The organism is Phyllobacterium zundukense (genome assembly GCF_002764115.1).
Lineage (GTDB): Bacteria > Pseudomonadota > Alphaproteobacteria > Rhizobiales > Rhizobiaceae > Phyllobacterium > Phyllobacterium zundukense.
Genome location: NZ_CP017940.1, coordinates 1,177,664 through 1,204,172, shown reverse-complemented (window position 1 = coordinate 1,204,172; position 26,509 = coordinate 1,177,664). Strand labels below are relative to the sequence as shown.

The 26,509-nt window shown below is 57.6% G+C and carries 27 protein-coding genes; 10 read left to right on the top strand and 17 right to left on the bottom strand.

Annotation, left to right across the window (positions count from 1 at the left end):
* Positions 1–78: 78 nt before the first annotated feature.
* The 8 genes from phnC to phnG all read right to left on the bottom strand — a co-directional run bounded on the left by phnC (position 79) and on the right by phnG (position 6,275).
* The gene (gene phnC / locus BLM14_RS05805) at positions 79–912 is read right to left on the bottom strand and encodes a phosphonate ABC transporter ATP-binding protein (RefSeq protein WP_099998516.1); all 834 of its coding nucleotides are present in this window, start codon (positions 910–912) and stop codon (positions 79–81) included.
* A 118-nt stretch (positions 913–1,030) separates the two neighbouring features.
* Positions 1,031–1,645, bottom strand: coding sequence for a DapH/DapD/GlmU-related protein (locus BLM14_RS05800; protein ID WP_099998515.1), 615 nt, complete (start codon positions 1,643–1,645; stop codon positions 1,031–1,033).
* Entirely contained in the window at positions 1,642–2,352 is a 711-nt protein-coding gene (phnL, locus tag BLM14_RS05795) for a phosphonate C-P lyase system protein PhnL (RefSeq protein ID WP_100001053.1), read from the bottom strand. The genes BLM14_RS05800 and phnL overlap by 4 nt, the downstream gene beginning before the upstream one ends.
* Positions 2,353–2,420: 68 nt before the next feature.
* Entirely contained in the window at positions 2,421–3,197 is a 777-nt protein-coding gene (gene phnK, locus BLM14_RS05790; protein WP_099998514.1) for a phosphonate C-P lyase system protein PhnK, read from the bottom strand.
* Positions 3,194–4,075: an alpha-D-ribose 1-methylphosphonate 5-phosphate C-P-lyase PhnJ gene (locus tag BLM14_RS05785; RefSeq protein ID WP_099998513.1), complete on the bottom strand. Its 882-nt coding sequence runs from the start codon at positions 4,073–4,075 to the stop codon at positions 3,194–3,196. The genes phnK and BLM14_RS05785 overlap by 4 nt, the downstream gene beginning before the upstream one ends.
* On the bottom strand, positions 4,072–5,178 hold the full coding sequence (locus BLM14_RS05780) for a carbon-phosphorus lyase complex subunit (RefSeq protein WP_099998512.1): 1,107 nt from the start codon (positions 5,176–5,178) through the stop codon (positions 4,072–4,074). The genes BLM14_RS05785 and BLM14_RS05780 overlap by 4 nt, the downstream gene beginning before the upstream one ends.
* A gap of 3 nt (positions 5,179–5,181) precedes the next feature.
* Positions 5,182–5,793, bottom strand: coding sequence for a phosphonate C-P lyase system protein PhnH (gene phnH, locus BLM14_RS05775; RefSeq protein WP_099998511.1), 612 nt, complete (start codon positions 5,791–5,793; stop codon positions 5,182–5,184).
* Positions 5,793–6,275 (bottom strand): phosphonate C-P lyase system protein PhnG, encoded by a 483-nt coding sequence (phnG, locus tag BLM14_RS05770; RefSeq protein ID WP_099998510.1) that lies wholly within the window; start codon positions 6,273–6,275, stop codon positions 5,793–5,795. Before phnG ends, phnH begins: the two co-directional genes overlap by 1 nt.
* A 90-nt stretch (positions 6,276–6,365) precedes the next feature.
* Between phnG and phnF the strand changes: the two genes are divergently transcribed.
* On the top strand, positions 6,366–7,112 hold the full coding sequence (phnF, locus tag BLM14_RS05765; protein ID WP_099998509.1) for a phosphonate metabolism transcriptional regulator PhnF: 747 nt from the start codon (positions 6,366–6,368) through the stop codon (positions 7,110–7,112).
* A gap of 1 nt (position 7,113) precedes the next feature.
* On the opposite strand, the gene BLM14_RS05760 is transcribed toward phnF, so the two are convergent.
* Positions 7,114–7,731, bottom strand: coding sequence for a pyridoxamine 5'-phosphate oxidase family protein (locus BLM14_RS05760; protein ID WP_099998508.1), 618 nt, complete (start codon positions 7,729–7,731; stop codon positions 7,114–7,116).
* A gap of 138 nt (positions 7,732–7,869) precedes the next feature.
* On the opposite strand from BLM14_RS05760, the gene BLM14_RS05755 reads away from it, so the two are divergent.
* Positions 7,870–8,787: a sugar kinase gene (locus tag BLM14_RS05755; RefSeq protein ID WP_099998507.1), complete on the top strand. Its 918-nt coding sequence runs from the start codon at positions 7,870–7,872 to the stop codon at positions 8,785–8,787.
* On the opposite strand, the gene BLM14_RS05750 is transcribed toward BLM14_RS05755, so the two are convergent.
* From BLM14_RS05750 to BLM14_RS05740, 3 genes are all read right to left on the bottom strand, one after another.
* Positions 8,784–9,803, bottom strand: a complete 1,020-nt coding sequence (locus tag BLM14_RS05750) for an aldose epimerase family protein (RefSeq protein ID WP_099998506.1) — start codon at positions 9,801–9,803, stop codon at positions 8,784–8,786. The two genes, BLM14_RS05755 and BLM14_RS05750, sit on opposite strands and share 4 nt — an antisense overlap.
* 5 nt (positions 9,804–9,808) lie before the next feature.
* On the bottom strand, positions 9,809–11,266 hold the full coding sequence (locus tag BLM14_RS05745; RefSeq protein ID WP_099998505.1) for an NAD-dependent succinate-semialdehyde dehydrogenase: 1,458 nt from the start codon (positions 11,264–11,266) through the stop codon (positions 9,809–9,811).
* Between the two features lie 144 nt (positions 11,267–11,410).
* A complete protein-coding gene (locus BLM14_RS05740; RefSeq protein WP_099998504.1) occupies positions 11,411–12,367 on the bottom strand; it encodes an AEC family transporter in 957 nt (318 codons plus the stop codon).
* 105 nt (positions 12,368–12,472) lie between these two features.
* Here BLM14_RS05740 and BLM14_RS05735 point away from each other — a divergent pair, with 105 nt between their 5' ends.
* From BLM14_RS05735 to BLM14_RS05710, 6 genes are all read left to right on the top strand, one after another.
* Entirely contained in the window at positions 12,473–13,057 is a 585-nt protein-coding gene (locus BLM14_RS05735) for a histidine phosphatase family protein (protein ID WP_157929478.1), read from the top strand.
* Positions 13,058–13,162: 105 nt separating this feature from the next.
* Positions 13,163–13,444 carry an acyl carrier protein gene (locus BLM14_RS05730; protein ID WP_099998502.1) on the top strand — a complete coding sequence of 94 codons (282 nt, stop codon included), beginning with the start codon at positions 13,163–13,165 and terminating at the stop codon, positions 13,442–13,444.
* 73 nt (positions 13,445–13,517) lie between these two features.
* The gene (locus BLM14_RS05725; protein ID WP_099998501.1) at positions 13,518–14,702 is read left to right on the top strand and encodes a beta-ketoacyl-ACP synthase; all 1,185 of its coding nucleotides are present in this window, start codon (positions 13,518–13,520) and stop codon (positions 14,700–14,702) included.
* An 11-nt stretch (positions 14,703–14,713) separates the two neighbouring features.
* Positions 14,714–15,991 carry a beta-ketoacyl-ACP synthase gene (locus tag BLM14_RS05720; RefSeq protein WP_099998500.1) on the top strand — a complete coding sequence of 426 codons (1,278 nt, stop codon included), beginning with the start codon at positions 14,714–14,716 and terminating at the stop codon, positions 15,989–15,991.
* 31 nt (positions 15,992–16,022) lie between these two features.
* A complete protein-coding gene (locus BLM14_RS05715; protein WP_099998499.1) occupies positions 16,023–17,048 on the top strand; it encodes a zinc-binding dehydrogenase in 1,026 nt (341 codons plus the stop codon).
* A gap of 9 nt (positions 17,049–17,057) precedes the next feature.
* A complete protein-coding gene (locus BLM14_RS05710; RefSeq protein WP_099998498.1) occupies positions 17,058–17,990 on the top strand; it encodes a lipid A biosynthesis lauroyl acyltransferase in 933 nt (310 codons plus the stop codon).
* Positions 17,991–17,992: 2 nt separating this feature from the next.
* Here BLM14_RS05710 and BLM14_RS05705 read toward each other — a convergent pair whose 3' ends face one another.
* The 5 genes from BLM14_RS05705 to BLM14_RS05685 form a co-directional block, all read right to left on the bottom strand.
* Positions 17,993–18,898, bottom strand: coding sequence for a dimethyl sulfoxide reductase anchor subunit family protein (locus BLM14_RS05705; protein ID WP_099998497.1), 906 nt, complete (start codon positions 18,896–18,898; stop codon positions 17,993–17,995).
* A 3-nt stretch (positions 18,899–18,901) separates the two neighbouring features.
* Positions 18,902–19,669 carry a 4Fe-4S dicluster domain-containing protein gene (locus BLM14_RS05700; RefSeq protein ID WP_099998496.1) on the bottom strand — a complete coding sequence of 256 codons (768 nt, stop codon included), beginning with the start codon at positions 19,667–19,669 and terminating at the stop codon, positions 18,902–18,904.
* Positions 19,666–22,521 carry a molybdopterin oxidoreductase family protein gene (locus BLM14_RS05695; protein WP_099998495.1) on the bottom strand — a complete coding sequence of 952 codons (2,856 nt, stop codon included), beginning with the start codon at positions 22,519–22,521 and terminating at the stop codon, positions 19,666–19,668. The genes BLM14_RS05700 and BLM14_RS05695 overlap by 4 nt, the downstream gene beginning before the upstream one ends.
* A 248-nt stretch (positions 22,522–22,769) precedes the next feature.
* The gene (locus tag BLM14_RS05690; protein WP_099998494.1) at positions 22,770–23,135 is read right to left on the bottom strand and encodes a hypothetical protein; all 366 of its coding nucleotides are present in this window, start codon (positions 23,133–23,135) and stop codon (positions 22,770–22,772) included.
* Positions 23,132–23,332, bottom strand: a complete 201-nt coding sequence (locus tag BLM14_RS05685) for a hypothetical protein (RefSeq protein WP_099998493.1) — start codon at positions 23,330–23,332, stop codon at positions 23,132–23,134. Before BLM14_RS05685 ends, BLM14_RS05690 begins: the two co-directional genes overlap by 4 nt.
* A 344-nt stretch (positions 23,333–23,676) precedes the next feature.
* On the opposite strand from BLM14_RS05685, the gene BLM14_RS05680 reads away from it, so the two are divergent.
* Both BLM14_RS05680 and BLM14_RS05675 read left to right on the top strand, forming a co-directional pair.
* A complete protein-coding gene (locus BLM14_RS05680) occupies positions 23,677–24,948 on the top strand; it encodes an acetylornithine deacetylase/succinyl-diaminopimelate desuccinylase family protein (protein WP_099998492.1) in 1,272 nt (423 codons plus the stop codon).
* Between the two features lie 53 nt (positions 24,949–25,001).
* The gene (locus tag BLM14_RS05675; protein ID WP_100001052.1) at positions 25,002–26,483 is read left to right on the top strand and encodes an ABC transporter substrate-binding protein; all 1,482 of its coding nucleotides are present in this window, start codon (positions 25,002–25,004) and stop codon (positions 26,481–26,483) included.
* The last annotated feature ends 26 nt before the right edge of the window (positions 26,484–26,509 follow it).

Genomic DNA, 26,509 nt, shown 5'->3' with positions numbered 1-26,509 from the left:
TCTCCTGTCAAACGTCCAAAATGGGTTTGCGATCTGTTTTCATATGAGCCCGTACGTGGGCGAGACGATCTCTTTGCGCTAACGCGCGGCCAGAATGGCCTCCAGCTCAGGAATTGGCTTTGGTACGGCACGACCGATGCTTGTCGATGTAATGGCTTCTGAAAACGCGTCCTTCATGCCGTCAGCGCCGTAGATGCGGCGGGCAGCTAGTTCTGTTAGGTCATCCGGGGTTCCGTCGAAGACAACCTTGCCGCCCTGCATACCGATGATGCGCTGGCAGAAGTGCCGCGCAGTATCGAGCGTGTGCAGATTGGTGATAACTGTCAGACCTTCCTTCTCATTGATGTCACGCAGCGACTCCATCACAACCTGCGCATTGCGCGGATCGAGCGAGGCTATGGGTTCATCGGCGAGAATGATTTTGGGGTTTTGCATGAGGGCACGGGCGATGGCGACACGCTGCTGCTGCCCCCCGGACAGTGTCCCGGCCCGTTGCAGCGCCGTCTTGGCGATATCGAGCCGCTCGAGAGCAGCGATTGCCATGGCGCGTTCTTCACGGGAGAACATTCCCAGGAGGCTCTTGATCGTCGAACGATGGTTAAGGCGGCCAAGAAGCACATTGGTGAGAACGTCTAGGCGCGGCACCAGATTGAACTGCTGGAAAATCATCGCACAATCGCGTTGCCAATTGCGCAGTTGCGCCCCTCTCAATTGCGCGACATTGGTTCCCTCGAAAAAGATCGAACCTTCTGAAGGATCAACCAGCCGGTTGATCATGCGCAGCAAGGTTGATTTGCCTGCGCCTGAACGACCGATAATACCAACCATCTGGCCTTGCGGGATTTCCAAATTGACATCGTCGATGGCCGTAAACTTGCCAAAACGCCGCGTCACATTTTCAATCTTCAGCATCAGTCAATCCCTTTTGGCGTCGCTCTGTCCTAGGACACGGATGTGAAGGTGCGATGTCGTTTTTGTTTCAGTTGAATGACAACTGTGTGTCGCGCGCAGCGGGTATAATACCTTTGGTTTAGACGTCGTGTTTCTCGAGAAAAGCCTCGATATCCAGCGTGCGGAAGTCATCGAGAGTATTGCGCAACTTTGCGTGATCCCAGTCCCACCATGCGAGGATCTGCAGGCGTTCAGCTGTTTTTCCATCAAAGCGATCGCGGATTTTCCGGGCAGGAACCCCACCGACAATGGTGTAAGGCGCAACATCCCTGGAGACGACCGCCCCTGCCCCGATCACGGCGCCTTTGCCCACTGTGACACCCGGCAAAATGGTTGCGCCATGACCGATCCAGACGTCGTGGCCAATGGTGACGAAGTTTGTTCTGCGCCATTGGAAAAATGCCTCGTCGACACCGGCACCTTCCCAATAGTCGCCGGACCGGTATGTGAAGTGATGCAGTGTCGGCCGCCATGTCGGGTGATTGGGCGCGTTGATACGAACGCTTGCAGCAATGTTCGCGAATTTGCCGATGGTTGCGCACCAGACAGCACCGTCCTGCATGATGTAGGAGTAGTCGCCAAGAGTGGCTTCGCTGATGCGGCAGCGCTCGGAGATTTCCGTGTATCGACCGAGTTGGCAATCATGAACAGACGCGGTCTCGTGAATAAACGGCGTTTCTGAAAGCCGGGTCATGCTGCAGCCTCGTTTGGTACCGAAAACGCCGTGACATCGATAATGCGATCTGCCACAGCCTCACGCACATCCTCGTCGTGGAAGATCCCGAGCATGGCAACGCCGGAAGCCTTCTTCTGCTGGATCATCGAGACAACCACATTGCGGTTTTTGGCGTCGAGAGATGCTGTCGGCTCGTCGAGCAGCAGGATCGGATGATCGGTGATGAAGCCGCGCGCAATATTGACGCGCTGCTGCTCACCGCCAGAAAATGTGGCGGGTGGCAGTGACCACAAACGCTCGGGCAGGTTGAGCCCGGCAAGCAATGACGCTGCCTTGTCGCGTGCCTCGGTGCGCTCCACACCCCGAGCGATCAGCGGTTCCGCCACTACGTCCAAGGCCGAAACGCGCGGCACCGTGCGCAAGAACTGGCTGACGTAACCGATCATGTCGCGGCGAATGCCGAGCATCGTGCGTGGATCGGCAGCGGCAACATCAACCAAACGGTCGCGGTAGGGCACGATGATCTGGCCCCCATCCACGGCATAATTGCCATAGACCATTTTCAGGATCGAGCTTTTGCCAGCGCCGGACGGACCACCAAGGACGGCACATTCACCGGCCTTGATGGAGAAGGAGACATTTGCCACCACAGGCAGACGAATGCCGTCGCGCAGATGCATGGTGAAGCTCTTGGCGACATCGGCAACAACGAGAGGTGTCGGCATGATTTTACCTTTTTGTTTTATCGCAATTCCGGACAGAAAACCGCTGCACACTTTTCCTGGAATTGCTTCTAGACCTGCAAAATGGAAGAAACGAGAAGCTGTGTGTAAGGCGCCTGCGGGTCGTCCAGCACGCGGTCGGTGAGACCTGTTTCGACGATATGGCCATCCTTCATCACCATCATGCGGTGCGAGAGAAGACGTGCCACGGCAAGATCATGCGTAACGACGATTGCTGCGAGACCGAGATCACTGACAAGGCCGCGCAGAAGATCGAGGAGCCTTGCCTGCACCGAGACATCGAGGCCACCCGTTGGCTCGTCCATGAAGACGAGGCGTGGGTTTGTCACAAGGTTGCGGGCGATTTGCAGGCGCTGGCGCATGCCGCCGGAAAAAGCGCGTGGCTGATCGTCGATACGGTCCTCGGCAATCTCGACCCGGTCCAGCCAATCGGTCGCGGTTGCGCGGATCTTGCCATAGTGCCGGTCGCCGACTGCCATCAACCGTTCGCCAACATTGGCGCCGGCAGAGACGGTCATCCGCAATCCATCGGCAGGATTCTGATGGACAAACCCCCAGTCGGTGCGCATCAGGAAACGCCTTTCTGCCTCGCTCATCCGGTAGAGGTCGCGGAATTGGCCATCGCGCATCCGGTACTCCACCGACCCGGCTGAAGGCGCAAGCCGCGTCGCCAGGCAATTGAGCAGCGTCGTCTTGCCCGAACCGGATTCGCCGACGACAGCAAGGACCTCACCCGGCCATAACTCGAATGTGACGTTCTGGCAGCCGATCCGGCTCCCGTAGAATTTTGAAAGCGAATTGACTTTCAGAAGTGGTGTCTCGCTCATTCTGCTGCCTCCGCCGGATTTGCCGAAAGGTGGCCGCGATGGCCCTTCGCCTGCCGGTCTTCACAAAAATCCGTATCCGAACAGACAAACATGCTGCCGCCTTTGTCATCCAATATGACCTCGTCGAGATAGCTGCCCTTCGCACCGCACAGGGCACAGGGCTGCGAAAATATCTGGATCTCGAAGGGATGGTCCTCGAAGTCGAGGCTGACCACCTCCGTATAGGGCGGGATGGCATAGATCCGCTTTTCGCGCCCTGCCCCGAACAGCTGCAGCGCCGGTGAATTGTGCATCTTCGGATTGTCGAATTTGGGCGTCGGCGAAGGGTCCATTACATAACGGCCCTCGACCTTCACGGGATAAGCGTACGTCGTGGCGATGTGACCGTGGCGCGCGATATCCTCATAGAGCTTCACATGCATCAGCCCGTACTCTTCAAGCGCGTGCATCTTTCGCGTTTCCGTTTCGCGCGATTCAAGAAAGCGCAAAGGCTCAGGAATTGGCACCTGATACACAAGCGTTTGCCCGGCTTGCAGTGCCACCTCGGGAATGCGATGGCGCGTCTGAATGATCGTCGCTTCGGTTGTTTTCGTGGTTACGCGAACATTGGCGGTCTTCTGGAAGAAGGCGCGGATCGATACGGCGTTTGTCGTGTCGTCAGCCCCCTGATCGATAACCTTCAGCGTGTCGTCAGGGCCAATCACCGCGGCAGTCACCTGCACGCCGCCGGTGCCCCATCCATAGGGCATCGGCATTTCGCGAGAGGCGAAAGGCACTTGATAACCCGGAATGGCAATGGCCTTGAGAATGGCACGGCGGATCATCCGCTTCGTCTGTTCGTCGAGGTAGGCGAAATTGTATGTCGCAAGCTCGGTCATTCTGCTGCCTCTTGAGTACCATTGTTTTCGGTGTGGCGGCGCTCATGCTCGGAGCGCATGCGGCGAACCAGGTCGAGTTCTGCCTGGAAATCCACGTAATGCGGCAGTTTCAGATGTTCGACGAAGCCAGTCGACTGCACATTGTCGCTATGGGAAATGACGAATTCCTCGTCCTGCGCTGCAGCGGTAACGTCTTCACCCAATTCCCGTGCGCGCAAAGCGCGATCGCACAACGCCATTGACATGGACTTGCGCTCGCTCTGGCCAAAAACCAGGCCATAGCCGCGCGTAAACTGCGGCGGCTGCTTCGATGAACCCTTGAACTGGTTGACCATCTGGCATTCGGTTACCCGAATACGACCGAGCGTCAGCGGAAAATCGAGCTCGGCAACTTCAAGTTCGATCTCGACTTCGCCGATTCGGATTTCACCGGCGAACGGATGGCTGCGGGCGTAGCCGCGCTGTGTCGAATAGGCGAGCCCGAGAAGAAAACCTTCATCGCCCCGCGCCAGCGCCTGTAATCGCAAGTCGCGCTCCAGCGGAAACGACAAGGGTTCACGCGTCAGATCGCCGGTATCAGCCCCTTCTGGCATATCGCCATCAGATTCGATCATGCCGTCATGACCAAGAATGTCGGTGACGCGCGGTGTATGCTCATGCGACGCAACACGGCGCTCAGGAGCTTCTACCGCACTATCACCTGCAAGTTCTGGATCGAGCAGGCGATGGGTGTAGTCGAATGTTGGTCCGAGCAATTGTCCACCCGGCAGGTCCTTGAACGTGGCCGAGATGCGGCGTTCGATCGCCATCTGCGAGGTCTCAACGGGCTTGGTGTAGCCAAAGCGCGGCAGCGTCGTGCGATAGGCACGAACCAGGAAGATCGCCTCGATCATGTCTCCCCGCGCCTGCTTTACCGCCAGCGCCGCTAGTTCCGTATCGTAAAGCGAGCCTTCCGCCATGACGCGGTCGACGGCCAGTGCCAGCTGCTCAACGATCTGCTCTAGCCCGATCGCAGGCACGGAGCGATCACCCCGGCGCCGGTCAGCCAACAGTTTGTGCGCATTGCGAATGGCGGCTTCACCGCCCTTGACTGCTACGTACATGGCTCAAGCCTCCCTTTTCGAAATGCGCGTCGTGCGCGGCAAAGCAGCGAGCGCACCCTTGCCGGCAAAGATCAGATCAATACCCCGCGGAAAGGCACCGCGATTGGCTGTCCATTGATCGATGAACATTTTCGGCAACTGACTGGGCGCAAAGGTCTGGATATCCTTGATCCCAGGTCCCCCGAGCGTCAGTTCCTCGGCACCATCGAAACCGTCGATCTGTAGGATAAGGGTCGTCGAGCGATCCGGATATTCGGACGTCCCCTTGGCAAAAGCATCGAACGACGGCATGGCCGGGATGTCACGGATCAGAGCAAACTGCGCGTCCGATGGATTCGTTGTCAATTCAAGTCCGGTGTGAAACTTCAGCCAACCAATTGCAGCTTCTGAACCGGCGATTGCCTTGTCGCACCAGACCGTCGCATCATGATCGAACAGCGTGGCAGCAATGGATGCCGCAACCGGCGACAGCGGCGCCGGCGCGTTGACAAGATCGCGCACGGGGATGACGCGGCCAGGGTTGGCCATAGCGTCCATGAGTGTCCGAAAAACCGCCTGTGAATTGAGAACGGTATCGTTGAAGCCGCCTTCAAAAACCTGTGTCGCTGCACGCATCAATCATCACCCCGCACCATCGTGAAGAAATCGACCTTGGTTGCAGCCGTTTCCGCTCTTTTGTCCTCAAGATCGCCATTCAAACGCTGTGCAATTGGAGCAAGCACTGCGTCCTCAACTGCCTGGCGATGAACCGGTTCCTGCCAGAGCGCGTCAAAGACAGCCGCAAGCCGAACCTTTTCGCCCTGCCGTCCCAGCGCATAGGCATGGCCAACTGCGCCATTGCCGAGCCGTACGGTCGCACGCGTCACCGTCGCTTCGCCAAGATTGAAGGGGGCGCCGCCGCCGCCGATCCGCCCGCGCACCATCACCAAGCCCGTTTCCGGACCGCGCAGGGTTTCAACCTGCGGTTTGTCGGTCCACTGCAACCAGAAATGACTCATCTCCTGCGCGGTTGCCTGCGCCAACAAAGCCATTGCGGTTTTGCGTCCGAAATCAGGTTCGCCAGCGGTCGGGGTGGCCCCAGAATGTTCGTTGCTCATTGACACCTCGCTTATATTTGTCTATTCATCTATACAACTAGACAATAGACCTAGCTATAAAACCCGTCAATGACAGGAGCATGACAAAGCGTGGTTTCAGGACGATTCATCACCCGGAACAGTGGCGTCGCGATCTGGCGCCAGATTGCCGATCAAATTCGCGGCGATATCACAGCGGGGAAATTGGCGAGCGGCTCGCGCATGCCGCCGGAAGTCGAATTGGCGACACGCTTTGACGTCAATCGCCACACCATTCGCAGCGCCATAGCAGCCCTGACCAAGGAAGGTGTCCTGCGGGCCGAACAGGGGCGCGGCACCTTCGTTGCCAACAGCAAGAAGCTGACGTACCGCATTGGCGAGCGCACGCGCTTTTCGCAAATTCTGGCGACGCAAGTGCGTGAAACCAAGGGTATTCTGCTCGCACACGGAGTGGAGGATGCAACAATCGAGGTCGCCGAAGCGCTGAACATGCGATCCGGACAGGTCATAAGGATCGATACGATGCACACGGCCGACGGCAATCCCGTGTCCTGCGCCACGGCATGGTTCGATGCGGCACGTGTACCTCATGTCGTGGAAGATTATCGTTCATCCGGTTCGATAACATTCGCGCTTAAGGCTGCGGGAATAGAGGATTATCTGCGCAAATCGACAATCATAGCAGCACGCCATGCGGACGCGGAAGACCTGCGGCATCTGCGCTTGTCGCCCGGTGCGATCGTTCTTGTCGCCACGGCCATCAACATCGATATCGATGGCCACCCAATTCAATATTCAAAGACTCGCTTTGCCGCCGACCGGATGGAAATTGCCATCGACAACAAACCTGCCGGCTAGCCTACCACATCGTCTTTGCGGCGCGCTCCGGCCATTCGCGATCATAGGTCTCGCCGCCCACACGATCTTCACTGAGTGCAGCCAATATCTGTCCCGGCGATGGAAACTCCTTGGGCGAGCGGTGTTTCGCCGGATTCCACAATTCGGAACGGATCAGCGCACGGGCGCACTGGAAATAGGCTTCCTCGACCTCGACGACGATGACCGAACGCGGTGCCTTGCCATCGACGATGAAACTGTCGAGCAGTCCCTGATCGGTATCGAGAAAAGCTCGGCCATTCACACGAAATGTCGTGGTAAGCCCCGGAATGAGGAAGAGCAGTGCTATGCGCGGGTCGCGGATGATGTTGCGCAGCGAATCGACACGATTATTACCCCGGCGATCCGGCATCATCAGTGTCTGCTCGTCGTGAATCCGGACGAACCCCGCAAGATCGCCGCGCGGGGAACAATCGAGTCCTTCTGGACCGCTTGTAGCCAGAGCCACAAATGGCGAACCCTCGATCAATTGCCGGTATTCCGGCGCGATTCGATCCGCCACCTTTGCGGTCGATGCCTCCGCAATGCCGCTATATATGGCTTCGAGCTGCTCAATCGTCGTAATCCGCGACTTCACCATCCCTACCTGTCGTGCAAATTGCGTTCGCCGACTAACATGGCATGACGAAGTGAATATGACAGCCCCGAAGTTTTAAGAAATGACAGCGGCGGCGCACTCGTATATCAGTCGCAACCGACCGGAGTTGTGGAGGATTTCATGAGCGGATTTGCGGCTATTGGCGAGTGCATGATCGAACTGTCCGGCGCCAATGGCGACCAGTGGCGTATGGGTTTCGCCGGCGACACGCTGAACACCACCTGGTATGTCCGCGCCCTCACCGATCCGGATTTTGCAGTCGATTACGTCACCGCCTTCGGTGATGATCCCTTCTCGGTCAAACAGCGCACATTCCTGCGCGATAACGGCATCAACACTGCCCACAGCCCGACTACCGTTGGCGCGCGTCCCGGTCTTTATGCCATCACGCTGACAGGGGCGGAACGCTCCTTCACCTATTGGCGCAACGATGCCGCCGCGCGTCACCTTGCCGACGATCCGGAAGCATTGGCGAAAAGTCTCGACGGTCGCCAGATCATCTATTTTTCCGGTATCACTATGGGCATTTTGAGCCCGAGAAGCCGTCAGAACGTCCTGAATGCGGTCAGCAACGCTCGCCGCCAGGGCTCGCGTATCGTCTTTGATGCCAATTATCGTCCGCGCCTGTGGGAAAATACCGAGACAGCAAAGCAGGTTCTGAGCAACGCCTTTCATGTGACCGACATTGCCCTGCCGACCTTCCCGGATGAAAATGCACTGTTCGGCGATGCGACACCGGCAGACACTGCCAATCGAATTGCGAGCTATGGCGTGCGCGAGATTGTCGTAAAGGATGGTACCGACCCGGCGCTGGTCGTAACCGGCGATACGCGCAAGGAGGTTCCGGCCTCACGCGCCAAGGCCGTGGATACGACAGGCGCAGGCGACAGTTTCAATGGCGGCTACATCGCCGCCCGCCTCGCCAATCTGGATCCAGTGACTGCAGCTGTCCACGCGCACAAGGTTGCTGCCCGCGTGGTGGAATTCCATGGCGCGCTCGCGCCCATGGACGCAGCACGCAAGGCGTTCAAGGCCTAAGCCTTCTTGAAGCTGTATTTTGTCATCTGGCTGTAGGTTTCGTCAGGGCGCAGGATTGCCTGAGGGAAATAGGGAAAATGCGTGGAATCGGGCCAGATCTGCGCTTCAAAACAGAATCCAGCGTAATTGCCATAGGTATTGCCAGTCAGACCGATTGGCGGGCGTCCCCCAAGCGTATTGCCTGCATAGAATTGAACACCAGGTTCCGTGGTCAGCACATTCATCTCGATACCTGAATAAGCACCCTTGGCGGAAGCAACGAGACGCAGAGGCTGACGCTGGCTGGCAAGGCAGAAATTGTTGTCATAGACGATCTGCTGGCCGTTTTCATCGCGGCGGATCGTACGGTATTCACGAAAATCATGGGTCGTTCCAGCAACCGGCAAAACCCGTCCGTCCGGAATAAGATCGGCATCGACCGGAAGATAGGCCTGCCCATCGATCCGGACCTGATGGCCAAGCGCATCGGTTGCGCCACCATCATCGAGATTGAAATAGCTGTGATGAGCTAGGTTGCAGATCGTCGGCTTGTCCGTAACGGCATCCATGCGGATCGCCAGCGTTCCCTTCGATTCCAGCATGTAAGTGCAGGTGATGCTCAGATTACCTGGAAAGCCCATCTCACCGTCACCAAGCTGGATGGTGAGCGTCACGTAATCCGGACCAACTGCGACGACTTCCCAGTTACGATTGCCCGCACCCTCGCTGCCGCCGTGGATGTTGTGCAGGCCGTGAAAATTTCGCTCAAGCGCATAGGTCTTGCCATCGATCGTCAGTTCGCCATTGCGAATACGGTTGATGGAGCGGCCAACCGTCGCACCCAGATAGGGCGAATGCACCGGATAATCAGCAAAATCCTGATAGCCGAGAACCAGCGGATACTCGTGACCTTTGAGACGCAGATCCTGAATTACTGCGCCCCATGTCAGGACTTTGGCGGTCAGCCCGCCGCCGGAAATCGTAATGCGGTGGACTGCCTCGCCATCAGACGTGTGGCCGAAAACTTCTGTGTTCATTTTATTTAGAGCCCCAGACCGCCAACGCATACATATTTGGTATCGAGATAATCTTCGATACCCTGATGGCCGCCTTCCTTGCCGAGGCCGGATTCCTTCACGCCACCAAAGGGCGCTTCCACCGTTGTGATCATGCCTTCGTTAACGCCGACCATGCCATATTTCAGCCCTTCGGAAACGCGAAACACCCGGCCGAGATCCTGTGTATAGAAATAGCTGGCTAGGCCGAATTGCGTGTCATTGGCGAGATCGATCGCCTCTTGTTCGGTCTCGAACTTGTAGATTGGAGCGACGGGGCCAAATATCTCTTCCTTGGTGAAGAGCATGTCCGGCTTCGCGTCACCGATCACTGTCGGCTCAAAGAAACTACCCCCCAGCGCGTGACGCTTGCCACCCGTGATCACCTTGCCGCCCTTTTGCTTTGCGTCGGCAATGAATTCCTCGACCTTCTCGACAGCTTTTTCGTCGATCAGCGGCCCCTGCTGGGTGCCAGCTTCCAGGCCATCGCCGACCTTCAGTTTCTCCGTTGCAGCAGCAAATTTTTCGACGAATGTGTCGTAGATTCCAGACTGGACGAGAAACCTGTTGGTACAGACGCACGTCTGACCGGAGTTGCGGAATTTTGCCATGACCGCACCATCGACCGCGCGATCCACATCCGCGTCATCGAAGACGATAAACGGTGCATTGCCGCCCAGCTCCATGGATACTTTCTTGACGGTGTCGGCCGCCTGCTTGATCAGGATTTTGCCGATCTCGGTCGATCCGGTGAAGGTGATCTTGCGCACGAGCGGATTGCTGGTGATCTCACCGCCGATTTCGGAGGCAGAGCCAGTCAGAATATTGACGACACCTTTCGGGATACCGACCTCTTCGCAGAGCGCACCCCAGACCAGACCGGAATAAGGCGTCTGCGTCGCAGGTTTGACCACCGCTGTGCAGCCGGCTGCGAGCGCCGGCCCGATCTTGCGGGCTAGCATGGATGACGGGAAATTCCATGGCGTAATGGCCCCGATGACGCCAACCGGCTCCTTCGTGACCAGAATGCGTCGATCAGCCCAGGGCGACGGAACGACATCGCCATAGGTCCGGCGCGCTTCTTCGGCATACCAGAGGATATAGGCGGCTGACATGCCGACCTCGCCCCTGGACTCGGCCAGCGACTTGCCCTGTTCCAGGGTAAGAAGCTCAGCGAGGGCATCCTGATTGTCCAGGATGGCATCGTGCAGTTTGCGCATCAGTTTCGAGCGCTCAAGCACCGATGTCTTGCGCCATGTCTTGAACGCTTCCGCGGCGGCATTGATCGCGCGTTGCGCTTCTGCCCTGCCTGAATTGGGCACGGTGCCGATTTTCAAACCGGTTGCAGGGTTGATGACGTCGATCGTCTTGCCCGAATCGGCGGCCACCCACTCACCATTGATGAGGTTCGCCTGCTTCATGAACTGGCTGGATTTCTGCAACATCATATTTCTCCCTGTGTTCGAAGGGTTATTGTTGTTCGTGAGTTCCGTGAAGGATAACCCTGCACTGCGCGCGGCAATGTGCGCCTTGGTCAAGGCGATGCGGTTACCCTGCTCCTTTTTGGCAAAAGCTGCAACAGGCTTCGGCTAGCCAAATATATGCGTAACGACCGAAATCCAGAACGCCATCGTGATAGCCGACAAGGCGGTTGCCATGACCATGGAATTGGAAGCCAGTGCTTGGCCCGTGCCGAAGCGAGTTGCTATCAGATACGAGTTGACGCCCGCTGGCAACGCCGCCGACGCAACGGCGATTTTCGCGGTAAAGGGCGGCAGGCCGATGAACCATGCAGCCGCCAGTACGACGGCGGGCATGACAAAGAGCTTGATCGCTGACATGACCAGTGATGCAGCGATATGGCCAGAAATTCCAAACTTCTTCAGCCCCATCCCCATGGCGAACAACGCGACAGGCCCGGCAACGCTTCCTAATGTCTGGATAAGTGAATCGGCGATCATTGGCATCGGCAATCCGGTGAGACGCCAGATCCAGCCAGCGAGGATGCCAAGCACAAAGGGATTACGCAGCAGGCTCTTGAAGAACGAGAGCACAACCGAAGCAAAGTGCCCCTCACCTTCGAATACGCCGTCCCGGCGCATCGCGATTTCATGCAAGGTTATGGATGCTGCCATCATGATAGGCATGTGGATGGCGACAATCAGCGACAGGATAGCAAAGCCTTCCTGACCGAAAACACCGAGCATGAGGGGCATGCCGAGAAATACGAGATTGGAAAAGGCTCCCGAGACCCCGGCAACAACGCCAGCGCGATTATCGCGGCCAAAGATCACCTTGATTGCAAGGTCGGACACCGCCCAGGCGACAATGACACCGGTGAAATAGGCAATCCACAATTGCCACGGCGCCGTTCCATGGAAATCGGCTGTCACCATGGTTCTGAAGAGCAGCAAGGGCGCGGCGATCATGAAGACAAAGTCCGAAAGGCCATCGCCTACCCGCTCATCCAGCAGCCTGAAATGCGCTGCTGCATAAGCGATGGCAATCACACCGAAGACAACGATGATTGTTTGAATCAGACCCATCGTCGTCCGGAATAGGCTTGCAAGAAGTGTCACGCAAGCGGTTCCAAAGCCTTCACTTTATTTTTCTTCACCAAATCACCATTTCGGCTGATAAGGAGACTGATGTTGAAGCGATTTCACTCTCAGGCAATTTCTGCACTCACTCTGATGTTGAGCGCATTCCTCGTCGTTTCGCCAGCACTTGCGACGGATGCCGCCTGGGCGAGAGTGGCGCGGGGCGGCTATACGATTCTCATCCAGGGTGCCGACGCATCCGGAACATTGAGTCCCACTGTGGATAACTCCGTCGATTGTTCAGCAACTCAAACGCTATCTGACCGCGGGCGGCAACTCGCCCAGAAACTGGGTGCCAGATTTGCCGCGCGCGGTGTGCGAATCGACAAGATTCTCACCAGTTCCACTTGCAACGCACGGGAAACGGCCCGTCTTTCCTTCGGTTCGATCCCGGCCGAAGTTTTCAAACCCCTTGATCCAATGGCCAATGACGCCGCAGCGAAGCAATCCCAGGTAGACGAGATTCGCGCAGTGATCATCAAGTTCAAGAGTTCCGGCAATCTGGTAATGATGACGGATCGTGCCAATATAACGGCTCTGACAGGGATTATCCCGCGCCCGACCGAAGCTGTTGTGGTCGGTCCAGCCGAAGAAGGTGAAACAATTCATATCGCCGGAAGAATCATATTCGACTAATCAGCATGCAAGCTTTGGTCTTTCCCTAAGCCGTGAAAAACGCTAGATACCGGCTCATCAGACATCAGTGCCGTTCAAAAGGCACGGTAAGCAAAGGAAAATCAATTGTCCGAAACATTCGACAAGGTCGCCGATATCATTGCCGAAACCAGTGAAATCGACCGCGATTCCATCACGCCGGAAAGCCATACGATTGACGATCTCGGCATCGATAGCCTTGATTTTCTCGACATCGTTTTCGCGATCGACAAGGCCTTCGGTATCAAGATCCCGCTCGAGCAGTGGACGCAGGAAGTCAATGACGGCAAGGTTCCGACCGAAGAGTACTTCGTGTTGAAGAATCTATGCACCAAGATCGACGAACTGGTCGCTGCCAAGAAGGCCTGATACCGGCACGATTTCGGACAGGTTTAATCAATCCACCTAACCGGGTGCACCGTATCAACGGTGTTGCGAGACAATGCAGAACAACACCGTCGTTATCACTGGTATCGGACTGATTTCATCGCTTGGCGAAGGCGCCGACGCTCACTGGCAAGCCTTTAACGGCCAGGCTGAGCCTCGCACCGACAGCGAGACGTTCAAGCCTTACACGGTCCATCCTCTGGGTGAGGTCGACTGGAATAACCAGATTCCGAAACGTGGCGACCAGCGGCAGATGGAGACCTGGCAGCGCATCGGTACGTATACCGCCGGTCTCGCGCTCCAGGACGCTGGCATCAAGGACGACGAAGCCCTCTGTGCCACGATGGATATGGTGGTGGCAGCAGGCGGCGGCGAACGCGATGTCACCGTCGACAAGCAGATACTGGCCGAGGCGCGCGTGCGCAATGATCTCGGTACGATGCTGAATGAAAAGCTGTCAACGGAACTGCGCCCGACGCTGTTCCTGGCACAGCTTTCCAATCTGCTCGCCGGTAATATCTCCATTGTCCACAAGGTTACCGGCTCCTCCCGCACCTTCATGGGTGAGGAAGGCGCCGGCATATCGGCGATCGATACCACTGTCGCACGCATCCGGTCGGGTCAGAGTACGCATGCACTTGTTGGCGGTGCCTACAATTCCGAACACCCCGACATGCTGCTCGGCTATGAGTTGAACGGCATGTTGAAAACGGATGGCTGGGCCCCCCTTTGGCAACGAGAGGGTGCTGCAGGCGGCGGTATCATTACCGGCTCTGGCGGTGCATTCCTCGTACTGGAAAGTGCGGATCACGCGAAGAAGCGCGGCGCGCGTGCTTATGCCGCTATTGATGGCGTCTACGGCACGCAAATCCGCCGTAGCCGGGAAAACTTGGGCGAGACGATCGCCAGGCTGGTTGGCGCTGCCAGCGCTGACAAAGCTGCCGATTTGATCATTTCTGGCGCTTCTGGTGCGAAGGGCATAACAGCGGCGGAAAAAGCTACGCTCGATACATTCTCCAGTTCAGTGGTGCGCGGCGTTGCGGGTAAACTCGGCCATCTGCGCGAGGCGCAGTTCCCGCTTGTCGTTGGCCTTGCTGCGTTGAGCCTTTTCAAGGGCTCGGCTTTCCCGCCAATCGATACTGAGAACGAAAAAGCTGGACCGGCCAGCATCAATACCGCGCTGGCGACCTCCATTGGTGGAACCCGCGGCGAAGGCGTTGCCCGCCTGGTCAAAGCTTGAAGGATATTTCCATGTCCAAATATACAGATCATCTTGGCCGCCCCCTCGTCGCCATCACCGGGCTCGGCGTTGTCTCGTCATTGGGACAAGGCAAGGAAGAAAACTGGGCTGCGCTGACTTCCGGAACTTCCGGCATTCACACGATCACGCGGTTTGCGCTGGACAATCTGCGTACGCAGATCGCTGGAACTGTCGATTTCCTTGAAGAAAGTAGCAAAGGCGCCTCGGCGCTGTCACAGAAATTGGCATCGCTTGCGGCCGAGGAAGCGATATCCCAGGCCGGTTTCCCCATCGATGATTTCGGCGGACCGCTGTTTCTGGCAGCACCGCCGGTCGAACTCGAATGGCGCAACCGTTTTGCGCTGGATGCCCTGGTCAGAGCCGAGGGTGAACCGGGATATGACCTGCTTCTTGCTGCTTGTCGCCGTGGGCCGCAGGTCGACATGTTCAACACTGTTGAATTCGGTTACATCGCCGAATGCCTTGCCGACACTTTCGGCACACGTGGCCTGCCTGTTACACTTTCCACAGCCTGCGCATCGGGCGCGACGGCCATTCAGCTTGGCGTCGAGGCAATCCGGCGCGGCGAGAGTGATCGCGTGCTGTCGATCGGCACTGATGGTTCTGTCTCGGCCGAGGCGCTGATCCGGTTTTCGCTGCTCTCGGCACTTTCCACGCAAAACGAGCCAGCTCACAAGGCAGCCAAGCCATTCTCCAAGGACCGCGACGGTTTCGTCATGGCCGAAGGCTCCGGTGCGCTGGTGATGGAATCGCTGGAATCTGCCGTTGCGCGCGGAGCGAATATTCTCGGCATCATGCGCGGTTGCGGCGAGAAGGCCGACGACTTCCACAGAACCCGCTCGAAGCCCGACGGCTCACCGGCTATCGGTGCGGTTCGTGCCGCACTGGACGATGCCGGTATAAAGGAAGATGCGATCGACTATATCAACGCTCACGGTACCTCGACGCCGGAAAACGACAAGATGGAATATCTGGCACTGTCTACCGTTTTCGGCGACCGCATCTCGTCGCTTCCCGTATCGTCCAACAAGTCGATGATCGGCCATACACTGACCGCAGCGGGCGCCATCGAGGCCGTGTTCTCGGTGCTCACCATCCAGACGGGGACGATCCCGCCAACGATCAACTATGACAATCCGGATCCGGCAATTCTCATGGACGTTGTGCCCAATGTGAAGCGCGAAGCAAGTGTCTCCTCGGTGCTTTCCAGCTCGTTCGGCTTTGGCGGACAAAATACGTGTCTTGTCATGACGGCAGAACCGAACTAATCCGTGGCCTGAACAGGAAACGGATATTGATATGCGTGCACTACAGCTGATTGAAGACCGCAAGCTCGAGATTGTCGACGTTGCGCCCCCACCCCCGCCCGGTCCGGGTGAAGTCACGGTCAACATCAAGGCTGTTGCGCTCAATCATATCGATGTCTGGGGCTGGCGCGGCATGGCTTTCGCCAAGCGCAAGATGCCGCTGACGATCGGCGCGGAAGCCTCCGGCGTCATCGAAGCGATCGGCCAGGGCGTCAGCCTGCTCCCGGGTCAGCTGGTTTCCATCTATGGCGCCCAGACCTGCGGCCTCTGCCGTCCCTGCCGTGAAGGCCGCGACAACCTTTGCGAGCATGTCTCGGGGGTGCACGGTTTCCATCTTGATGGCTTTGCCCAGGAGAAAGTGAACCTCAAAGCCCGACTGCTCGTTCCGGCACCTCCCGGCGTTGACGAGATCGGTGCTGCCGTGGCTCCGGTTACCTTCGGTACGGTCGAGCACATGCTGTTCGACAATGCAAAACTTGAGCCAGGTGAAACCATTCTCGTTCACGCGGGCGGCTCGGGCATTGGCTCGGCAGCCATTCAGCTTGCCAAGAAGATCGGTTGCACAGTGATCACCACCGTCGGCTCCGACAACAAAATCGAAAAAGCCAAGGCGCTCGGCGCCGACCACGTGATCAATTACCGCGAAGACCGCTTCGAAGGTGTCGTGCGAAAGCTGACGAAGAAGAAGGGCGTCGATGTGGTCTTCGAACATGTCGGCGCTGATACATGGGCCGGTTCCATGCTGTCATTGCGGCGTGGGGGACGCCTTGTCACCTGCGGTTCGACATCGGGCGTTTCTACCAGCATGAACCTGATGATGCTGTTCCAGCAACAGTTGAAACTGCTCGGCTCGTTCGGCTGCCGCATGGAAAACATGGCCGATGCCATGCAGAAAATGGCGCGCGGCCTGGTCCATCCGGTCATTGATACGGAAGTCGGCTTCGACGACATCGATACAGCGTTGAAGCGGATGGAAGGCCGGGATGTTTTCGGCAAGATCATCCTGCGCGTCAACTGATCCAATATTATGAAACTTAATACAAAGCTCGCTCTATATCGTTGGAGCCAGAAGTTGAAGTCGTTCAACTACTGGCTTTCGGCAAATGTCATTTTCGGTATCCTCTGGCTCCTACGGCAACTACCCGCCAAAGCCGCCATGGATTTCATGGACGCCGCTGCCCGCAAAATCGGTCCTGTGATGGGACGTCACCGCGTCGCCATGAACAATCTGCGCAAGGCCTATCCCGAAAAATCCGAAGAAGAGTTGCAAGTGATCGCACGCGACATGTGGGGCAACATGGCGCGCCTCACCGCTGAATACGTCTATCTCGATGCCATATTCGACTACGATCCTTTCAGCGACAAAGTCGGTCTGATCGAAGTAGAGGGCCGCGAAATATTTGAACGGTTAGTACTGGAAAAAGACCGTCCTCATATTTTCTTCACAGGCCACACCGGCAATTTCGAGCTCTTGCCCATATGCGCCGCCACATTCGACCTGAACGTGACAGTGCTGTTCCGACCGCCGAATAATCCCTACGTCGCCAAGAGGATCCTGGGCGCACGCCGCACCAATATGGGACATCTGGTGCCGTCGAAGGCCGGTGCCGCGTGGTCGCTCGCCAGCGTTCTCAATATCAATGGCAATGTCGGCATGCTCGTCGATCAGAAATTCCGTCGCGGTATTCCGTCGACCTTTTTCAATCGTCCCTGCAAGACCAATCCGCTGCTGGCGAAACTGGCGCGGCAATATGATTGCGATGTTTATCCGGCTCGCTGTATCCGTCTGCCAGGTGGCCGCTTCCGGCTCGAACTCGAAGAAAAGATGGAACTGCCCCGCGATGAAAAAGGCGCGGTCGATCTGGCCGCAACCGTGCAGGCGTTGAACGACAAGGTCGAGGCCTGGGTACGGGAATATCCCGGCCAATGGATGTGGTTCCACAAGCGTTGGAACAGCTGACCTCAGTAATAATTCATCACCGCGTGCTTGGCTTCCGCGAAGAACAGCCAACGCTCGACGAAAACTCCAAGAAAATGCGCAATGACGCCGATGACAAAGACAAGTTGCCCAGCTAATCCGCTGCCGACAGCCATGGCAATGAGCAGCGCCAAAATGGGCAGAATCGCACCGCAAACGAATGCGATCACCCAAAGCTTGGCGGCATGCTTGCGCGCGACGCGGAAGCCCATTTCCCGGGTCAGATAGTTGTCCAGCGCATGCGGCCGCTCGAACAACCGCACCTTGCCGATGAAACCGAGGCCTGTTGCACTTTCAGGCGTTGAAAGCGGTGCAAGCGTTGTGGCCCGGTTACGCCAGACCATCTTGGCAATCAACGCCAGCAACAGCAGCAACAGCGCCAGCAACTCTACGATCAGCGCATCTCCACCCGCAAAAGCACTCGCAAGCAGAAACCCGCCCGCCAGTGAAATCAGGATAAAGCACAGTGGCGTCAGTTTCGTATGCCATGAGCCAACGGTCCGGAGCGACGCATAGATCATTGATGTGCAATAGACCGTGCCCAGCGCGCCGAGAACGCCAATCAGGCCCAGAAGCGCGTCGTACCTGCCAGAGAAGATCGCCAGCGCCGCATTCAAAGTCAGCGGAACGAACGTCGCAATGGCCATGACGCCTTCGCGCGACAACCAGCTGGAGCGCCATTGGCTCAAGGCCCGCCATGCACGCTGCGGATTGCCGAGATGCAACAGCGACGACAGAAGCCCTATCCCGATCAGCGAAAGCGATGCAACATAGAGGAGCTTGGTCGATAGCAGTGACGGATCAAGAAAACCAAGTCCAAGCACAACCGCAAGCCCATAGCCCAGACCTGACAGAGTGGTGAAGACAATAATCGAGTACGCTGGATGCATGAACTAAATCCGGTCCAGCGTCTTGTCGAGCCAAGCGAAAAACCCATGCGCGCCTTCGGTGTTTTCGGCAAGCGGGATCATCGGCACGCTGTTGCTCAGGGAAGTCCGCGGACGTGGCGGTAGGTACTTGTTTGTCGGTCGCGTTTCCTGTTCCGGCATCAGGTCAAACCCACCGCGTTCAGCCACCATGATCGAGACGTCGGAATTCGGATCGCCAAGATCGCCAAAATGCCGCGCATTGACCGGACAGGTCCTGACGCAGGATGGTGCGCGGTCTTCCTGCTTCAAGGTCTCGTTATAGATGCGGTCGACACACAGCGTACATTTCTTCATCACACCCGCCGCCAGATCCATCTCCCGCGCGCCATAGGCGCAGGCCCAGGCACAAAGCCCGCAACCGATACACTTGTCCTCATCGACCAGAACTATGCCGTCCTCGGCGCGCTTATACGAAGCGCCTGTTGGACACACCGTCACGCAAGGCGCGTCTTCACAGTGCAGGCAGGACTTCGGAAAATGCACCACACGCGCGTCGCCGGCTTCGCCAATGATTTTCCCGCCTTCCGGAACCACCTCGAAACTGTGAATGCGGTTGAGAAACGTACCCGAAACGTCTTCTCCATAAGGATCTTGGTCCGATAGCGCATTGCCATAGCCTCCGGTATTCCATTCCTTGCAGCTGATCACACAGGCATGGCAACCGACGCAGACATCGAGGTCGATGACCAGCCCGAGCCTTTTGGCGGTGCGGTTTTGCGGCAGGCTGGTCATTTGCTTGTCCACTCTTGTCCAAAACGCAATTCATCAGTCGGTTGCTTCTGGCTGCCGGGCCGTTTGATCGTACCGAAATGCGGCTCGCTGATTTCCGCCCCCCCCTCGGCTTTTTCGATACGCACACGCAAATCGTACCAGGCCGCCTGCCCGGTGATCGGATCGGAATTGGACCAGCGCATGCCATCAGCCTTGGGCGGCAGGAGCTCGTGGATGAGATGGTTCAGCAGGAAGCCCTTCGTCGCCTCGGGCGCATTCGGATCAAGCGCCCAGGCACCCTTGCGCTTGCCGATCGCGTTCCATGTCCACATGGTTTTCCCATTCACGGCATCGGTCCGCGCAATCTCGCACTTGATGCGTCCGTGATGGGACGTAACCCATGCCCAGTCGCCATCCTTCAAGCCCAGCTCGTCGCAGATATTGCTGGGGACGTAGAGAGGATTTCTTGTATGGATCTGCCGCAGCCAGGCGTTTTGCGAGCCCCAGGAGTGATACATCGCCATCGGCCGCTGTGTGATCGCATGATACGGAAATTCAGCGGTATCGATGCCCTGCTCCTCGAAGGGTCGGTACCAGTCCGGCAGCGGATCGAAACAGTCGAGCAAGCGCTGTCGGTATTGCTCCGGCGCGACCGGCCGGCGGACACCCTGAGCCGACAACCGGAATTTCTGCAAGGTCTCGACATAGAGCTGGATGGTGACCGGCTGCGGCGCATCGAAGAAACCCATATCGATCGCAAACTGCTGGTACGCTGCGTTGTGATGTTTGAAATACAGCGCCTCTTCGGGAATGTGCTTCATCCAGAAAGCGCCATGGTTGATATAGTTCTTCAGCTGGTCCGCATTGGGTGCCCCGCGACCCTCACCCTGCGCATCCGCGCCACGCCAGCCGGACAACGGGCCGATTCCCGGCTTACGCTGGTGATTGACGATATAGTCCGCATAATCCTTGTAGAGGGCATTGCCCTGAGGATCGACAAAACCGGGAAGCTTCAACCGCGCGCCAAGATCGATCAGCACGGATTGGAAGCCGCGTACATCGCGGTCCGGCTCCAATACAGGCCAACGGATCGCATCGCAGGCGGCTTCCGGCTCGGAAATCGGCCGATCGAGCAGGGAAATACAGTCGTGCCGCTCCAGATAGGTCGTATCTGGAAAGACCAGGTCGGCATAGGCGACCATTTCGGATGAATAGGCGTCGGAATAGATGATCTTCGGGATCTTATATTCGCCGGTCGCCTCATCGCGTTCTTCCAGCATCTTGATCGTGCCGCGCGTGTTCATCGACGAATTCCACGCCATGTTCGCCATGTAGAGAAACAGCACGTCAACCGGATAAGGGTCCCCTGCAGCGGCATTGGCGATGACCATGTGCATCATGCCATGGGCCGACAACGGTGCTTCCCAGGAAAACGCCTTGTCGATGCGCTGCGGTTTGCCGTCACTGTCGACCAGCAGGTCCTCCGGTCCCAACGGATAGCCGAGGTGCGGGCCTGCCAAAGGCTGGCCAGCTTTTACGTGTTCGGCCCTGCCATGCGGCCGCGGATGGGCGGTCGCGGGCTTCGGATATGGCGGCTTGTAACGATAACCGCCAGGGCAATCGATGGAGCCGATGATGGTCTGCAGCACATGCAGGGCACGCGCCGACTGGAAACCATTGGAATGGGCCGAGATGCCACGCATCGCATGAAAACTCACAGGCCGGCCGATCATCACGTCGTGCTGTTCGCCCTTCATGTCGGTCCAAGGCTGTTCGATCACAATCTCTTCTTCGAACGCCACACGGGCAATTTCAGAAGCCAGTCCGCGGATCGTTGAAACGGCAATACCAGTCTCCGCAGCAACGGCCTCCGGAGCATATTTCGGATCGAGATATTTTTCTGCCATCAGCCGCAGCACACTGCGCACGTTCCGGCCATCAGAAGTGACGAAATCTGCATTGAGATCGGCAACGTGACCCGGTTCGTCAAATCGCACCAGCGCACCCGTTTTGCGGTCACGCACCAGCGCCTTGCCGAGGTCGTCGCGCAGAAAGAGGCCATGATCTTCCTTGCCTTCGTCATCGATCACCAGCCATGGCGCATTGGTATAGCGCTGCAGGTAATCGAGATCGATCCTGCCGGTACGGAAGAGTTCGTGAATGATCGCCAGAATCAGCAATCCATCCGTGCCCGGCCTGATACCGATCCAGTTATCGGCAACCGCAGAATAGCCGGTGCGAACCGGATTAACCGAAACAAATCGCGCGCCTCGCTTCTTCAGTTTGGAAATGCCGATCTTGATCGGATTGGAATCGTGGTCTTCCGCGACCCCGAACAGCACGAAGAGCTTCGTCTTGTCCCAATCAGGCGCGCCGAACTCCCAGAATGCACCGCCGATCGTGTAGATCCCCGCCGCCGCCATGTTGACCGAACAGAAACCGCCATGCGCAGCATAGTTCGGCGTGCCGAAATTCTGTGCCCAGAAACTGGTCAGCGCCTGGCTTTGATCACGGCCGGTAAAAAATGCCAGCTTCTGCGGCGCGGTCTCGCGCACGGGTTGCAGCCAGTCGACAGCCAGCGACAGAGCTTCTTCCCAGCTGATTTCCTTAAACTCGCCGGAGCCACGCGGGCCGGTGCGCAACAGCGGTGCACGCAATCGCGCCGGCGAATAATGCTGCATGATCCCCGCAGATCCCTTGGCGCACAGAACGCCTTTGTTGATGGGATGGTCTCGGTTGCCTTCGATGTAGCGGACCTTGCCGTCCTTGATGTGCACATCGATGCCGCAGCGGCAAGCGCACATATAGCAGGTGGTTTTGCGAATTTCATCACCAACCGGCTCCGACAAAGCAAGGATTGGTTCTGAATTCATGCCTGACACGCCCCCGCTAATCACATGGCCGTTGATTGCTCACCAAGACAAAACCAGAGCGCTGTCTCGGTCGTTTTGCGGCAGTCTTGCAAGAAATCTGCAGGTTTTGCAAAGAGCATGCGCGTTCGACTCGACAGCATCTTAGCGCGTTTGCGAGGTCGCGTTGTCAGGAAAACGGCACCATGTCCTTATTCGGACAGGTAAAATTATTGCGCCGATCGCGCTACCGCGGCGGTTGAACAGCGGCTTTATTCCCATAGCCCCGTTGTATTGGCACTCCATGAGCCTTGCCGGATCAAGCGACGGCGCGTTCTAAGGACAAGAAATGCCACCAACGCGGATACCAACAATCCCGCGCCAAGGTTCCAGATCAGCGTGATGGCAACGGCGATGACCGCGACGAGCACCGGAAGCAGGCGCCGGAACCATGTTTCAATTCTCGCATCGCGCTCTACGTTGAGGCGGCGCTCGCGCATCAGCTCCGCTTTCTCGTGCTTGGTCATGACAACGCCCTCGAACATGACCGCGCAGGGGTCATAGCCCTCGGTCTCCGGATCGAATGCCTCGTCAATGCGCCGCTGCCGGCGATATTCTGCCAAAGTCCAGCGTGTCACCGGACCAGCTCCAATACGGGCCGCGCTACAGGTTCCATGGCTCGCGCCGGCGCGAGGAGCGCAACTGCGACGATGACGCCGATCACGCAGAGAACACCAAGAATACATGTGCCGCCCCGCTTTTCGGAGTGTCCGGCGTCGTCGTCCTGGTCGATGCGTGCAAATTCTTCCTCTGCTACTCTTTTTTCGCGGAGCATTGCTTGGTCCTGTCGATGAATTGGAACCGCTATATCGCGGCGACCAGCAGATGGCCCTTATTGAACTGCAGTTCAACCCGGGTGCGACAAAGCTGCACAAATGTGAAATTTTCTTGCGGGGGGCCGATGATTTCCAGTGCCATAGTTACGTCAACCGCGCCTCCACAGTCGAAATCGCAAAGTTGCAATTCGCGCTCACCAAACACCTATCCGCCCGAAGGCGACGTTGGTCACGACGCCACAGCGTAGGCTTCCCGGGTTGCAGAGTGGTTGCCGGGCCATTCCTCGGTTAGGCAAGAAGTTGCCTCTTGCCAAGTCACGATATGGACTGATTTGATGGGTGAATGGACGAAAAGCTCTCCCGTGCCATCGAGAAACGACGTGATGACCTGATCGCGCTGACGCGCGAACTCATCCGTTTTCCCACTATCAACCCGCCGGGCGAGGCCTATACGCCTTGCGCAGAATATCTCGCGCAACGATTGCAGAATATCGGCTTCGAAACCCAGTTGATTCGCGGTGAAGGCACACCCGGCGATACGGACCGCTATCCACGCACTAATGTCATCGCCCGTTTTGACGGCCGTACCCACGGCCAGACCGTGCATTTCAATTCGCATATCGATGTCGTTGACACCGGCGAAGGCTGGACGGTCGATCCGTTTGAAGGTGTCGTCAAGGATGGCAAGGTCTATGGGCGCGGCGCCTGCGACATGAAGGGTGGGCTTGCGGCCTCCATCATCGCGGCGGAAGCATTTCTCGAAGTCTATCCCGATTTTTCCGGTGCCATCGAGATTTCAGGCACGGTGGATGAGGAGTCGGGTGGGTTTGGCGGCGTCGCCTATCTCGCCGGCAAGGGTTTCTTCTCCAAGCCGCGCGTCGATCACGTGATTATTCCCGAACCGCTCAACAAGGACCGCATCTGCCTTGGTCATCGGGGTGTCTGGTGGGCGGAAATCGAGACCAAGGGTGAGATCGCCCATGGCTCCATGCCATTTCTTGGCGACTGCGCGGTCCGCCACATGGGCGCGGTGCTTGAAGCGTTCGAAAAGGAACTCCTTCCGGCGCTCGACAGGAAACAGACGCGCATGCCCGTGGTGCCGGAAGGCGCGCGCCGGTCGACCATGAACATCAATTCAATCCATGGCGGCCAGACCGATGACTATTCTGGCCTGCCCTCGCCCAATGTGCCGGACTCGTGCCGGTTGACCATCGATCGCCGCTTCCTGCTTGAGGAAGACATTGCCGAGGTGAAGCGCGAGGTCACCTCAATCCTCGACCGGCTGCAATGGGAGCGGCCTAAATTTCACTACAACATTCGCGACATCATGGAGGTGCAGCCGCTGATGACCGAGCGCGACGCGCCAGTCGTGACAGCCGTCGCCCAAGGCATTCGCGCCGTCTTCGGCAGGGAGCCGGACTATGTGATTTCGCCTGGCACCTATGACCAGAAGCACATCGCGCGCATAGGGCTGCTGCACGACTGCATTGCATACGGGCCCGGCATTCTCGACCTCGCGCATCGGCCTGATGAATATGTCGGTATCGAAGACATGATCGAGTCGGCCAAGGTCATGGCACTTGGATTAAAGGTACTGCTGTCCGGGTCGATCTAGACGAGATAGATATCCATTCCAGCTACGGCAAAGTGTTCGGGAGACGTTGAATGATGAATTTCTGGAAGTCAGCCCTCGTAAGTGCTGCCATCGCGCTACTCACATCCACCGCTTCCGTTGCGGCAAAAACCCATCTGGTGCTTGGCATCGTGCTGGAACCGCCGCATCTCGATCCGACAGCAGGCGCGGCCGCGGCGATCGACGAGGTCGTCTACGCCAATATCTTCGAGGGCCTGACGCGGATCGGATCGAAAGGCGAGGTTCTCCCTGCCCTCGCCGAAAGCTGGACGCTGTCCGACGACGGCAAGATCTATACATTCAAACTGCACAAGGACGTGAAATTCCACGACGGCACGACATTCGATGCCGAAGACGTTAAGTTTTCGCTCGATCGCGCCCGCGGCGACAAATCCACCAATGCGCAAAAGGGTCTGTTTGCCGCCATCGACACTGTCGAGGTTGTGGATCCACTGACAATCAAGGTCTCCTTGAAGCAACCCAACGGCGATTTTCTCTACAATCTGGGCTGGGGTGATGCGGTGATCGTCGCGACGGAAAGCGCCGGGACCAACAAAGAAAAGCCGATCGGAACCGGCCCCTTCAAGTTCGACTCCTGGGCCAAGGGCTCGCAGATCGTCATCTCGAAAAACCCTGACTACTGGGGTACGCCAGCAGCATTGGAAAGGGCCACGTTCCGTGTCATCCCCGATCCGGCGGCGGCCACAGCGGCACTCATGGCCGGCGACGTGCAGGCCTTTCCGGTTTTCCCGAGCTATGAAACGATCGCGCAGTTTCAGGCCGATCCGCGCTTCAAGGTGGTCATAGGCACCACCGAAGGCGAGACTGTGCTCGGCATGAACAATAAGAAGCCACCCTTCGACAATCTGAAGGTGCGCCAAGCCATTGCCCACGCCATCGATCGCAAGGCGCTGATCGACGGCGCGATGTTTGGGCTCGGAACGCCTATCGGCTCATTCTTTCCGCCGCATCATCCAGCCTATCTCGACCTGACGTCGGAAACCGCCTACGACCCGGAACTTTCAAAGAAGCTCCTGGCCGAGGCTGGTCACGCTGATGGCTTCAAGACAACGTTGAAATTGCCGCCACCCACCTATGCGAGGCGCGGCGGCGAGATCATTGCGGCACAGCTCCGGGAAATCGGCATCGAAGCCGAGATCATCCCGCTGGAGTGGGCGCAGTGGCTCGAACAGGTGTTCAAGGGCAAGGATTACGACATGACGATCGTCTCCCATACCGAGCCCAACGATCTCAACATTTTCGCTCGCGATGATTACTACTTCAATTATGACAATCCGGCCTTCAAGGACCTGATCAAGCAGATCGAAGCGACCTCTGACGCGGAAAAGCGTACGGAACTCTACCAGCAGGCGCAGAAGATTCTGGCGACCGATGTTCCCGCAGCCTTCCTGTTTCAGTTGCCAAAAACCGGCATCTGGGATGCGAAGATCGAGGGCCTTTGGGAAAATGGCCCGATTCAAGCCAATGATCTGACAGCGGTGAAATGGGCAGAGTGATGCTCGCCAAAGTCGGCACAATCGAG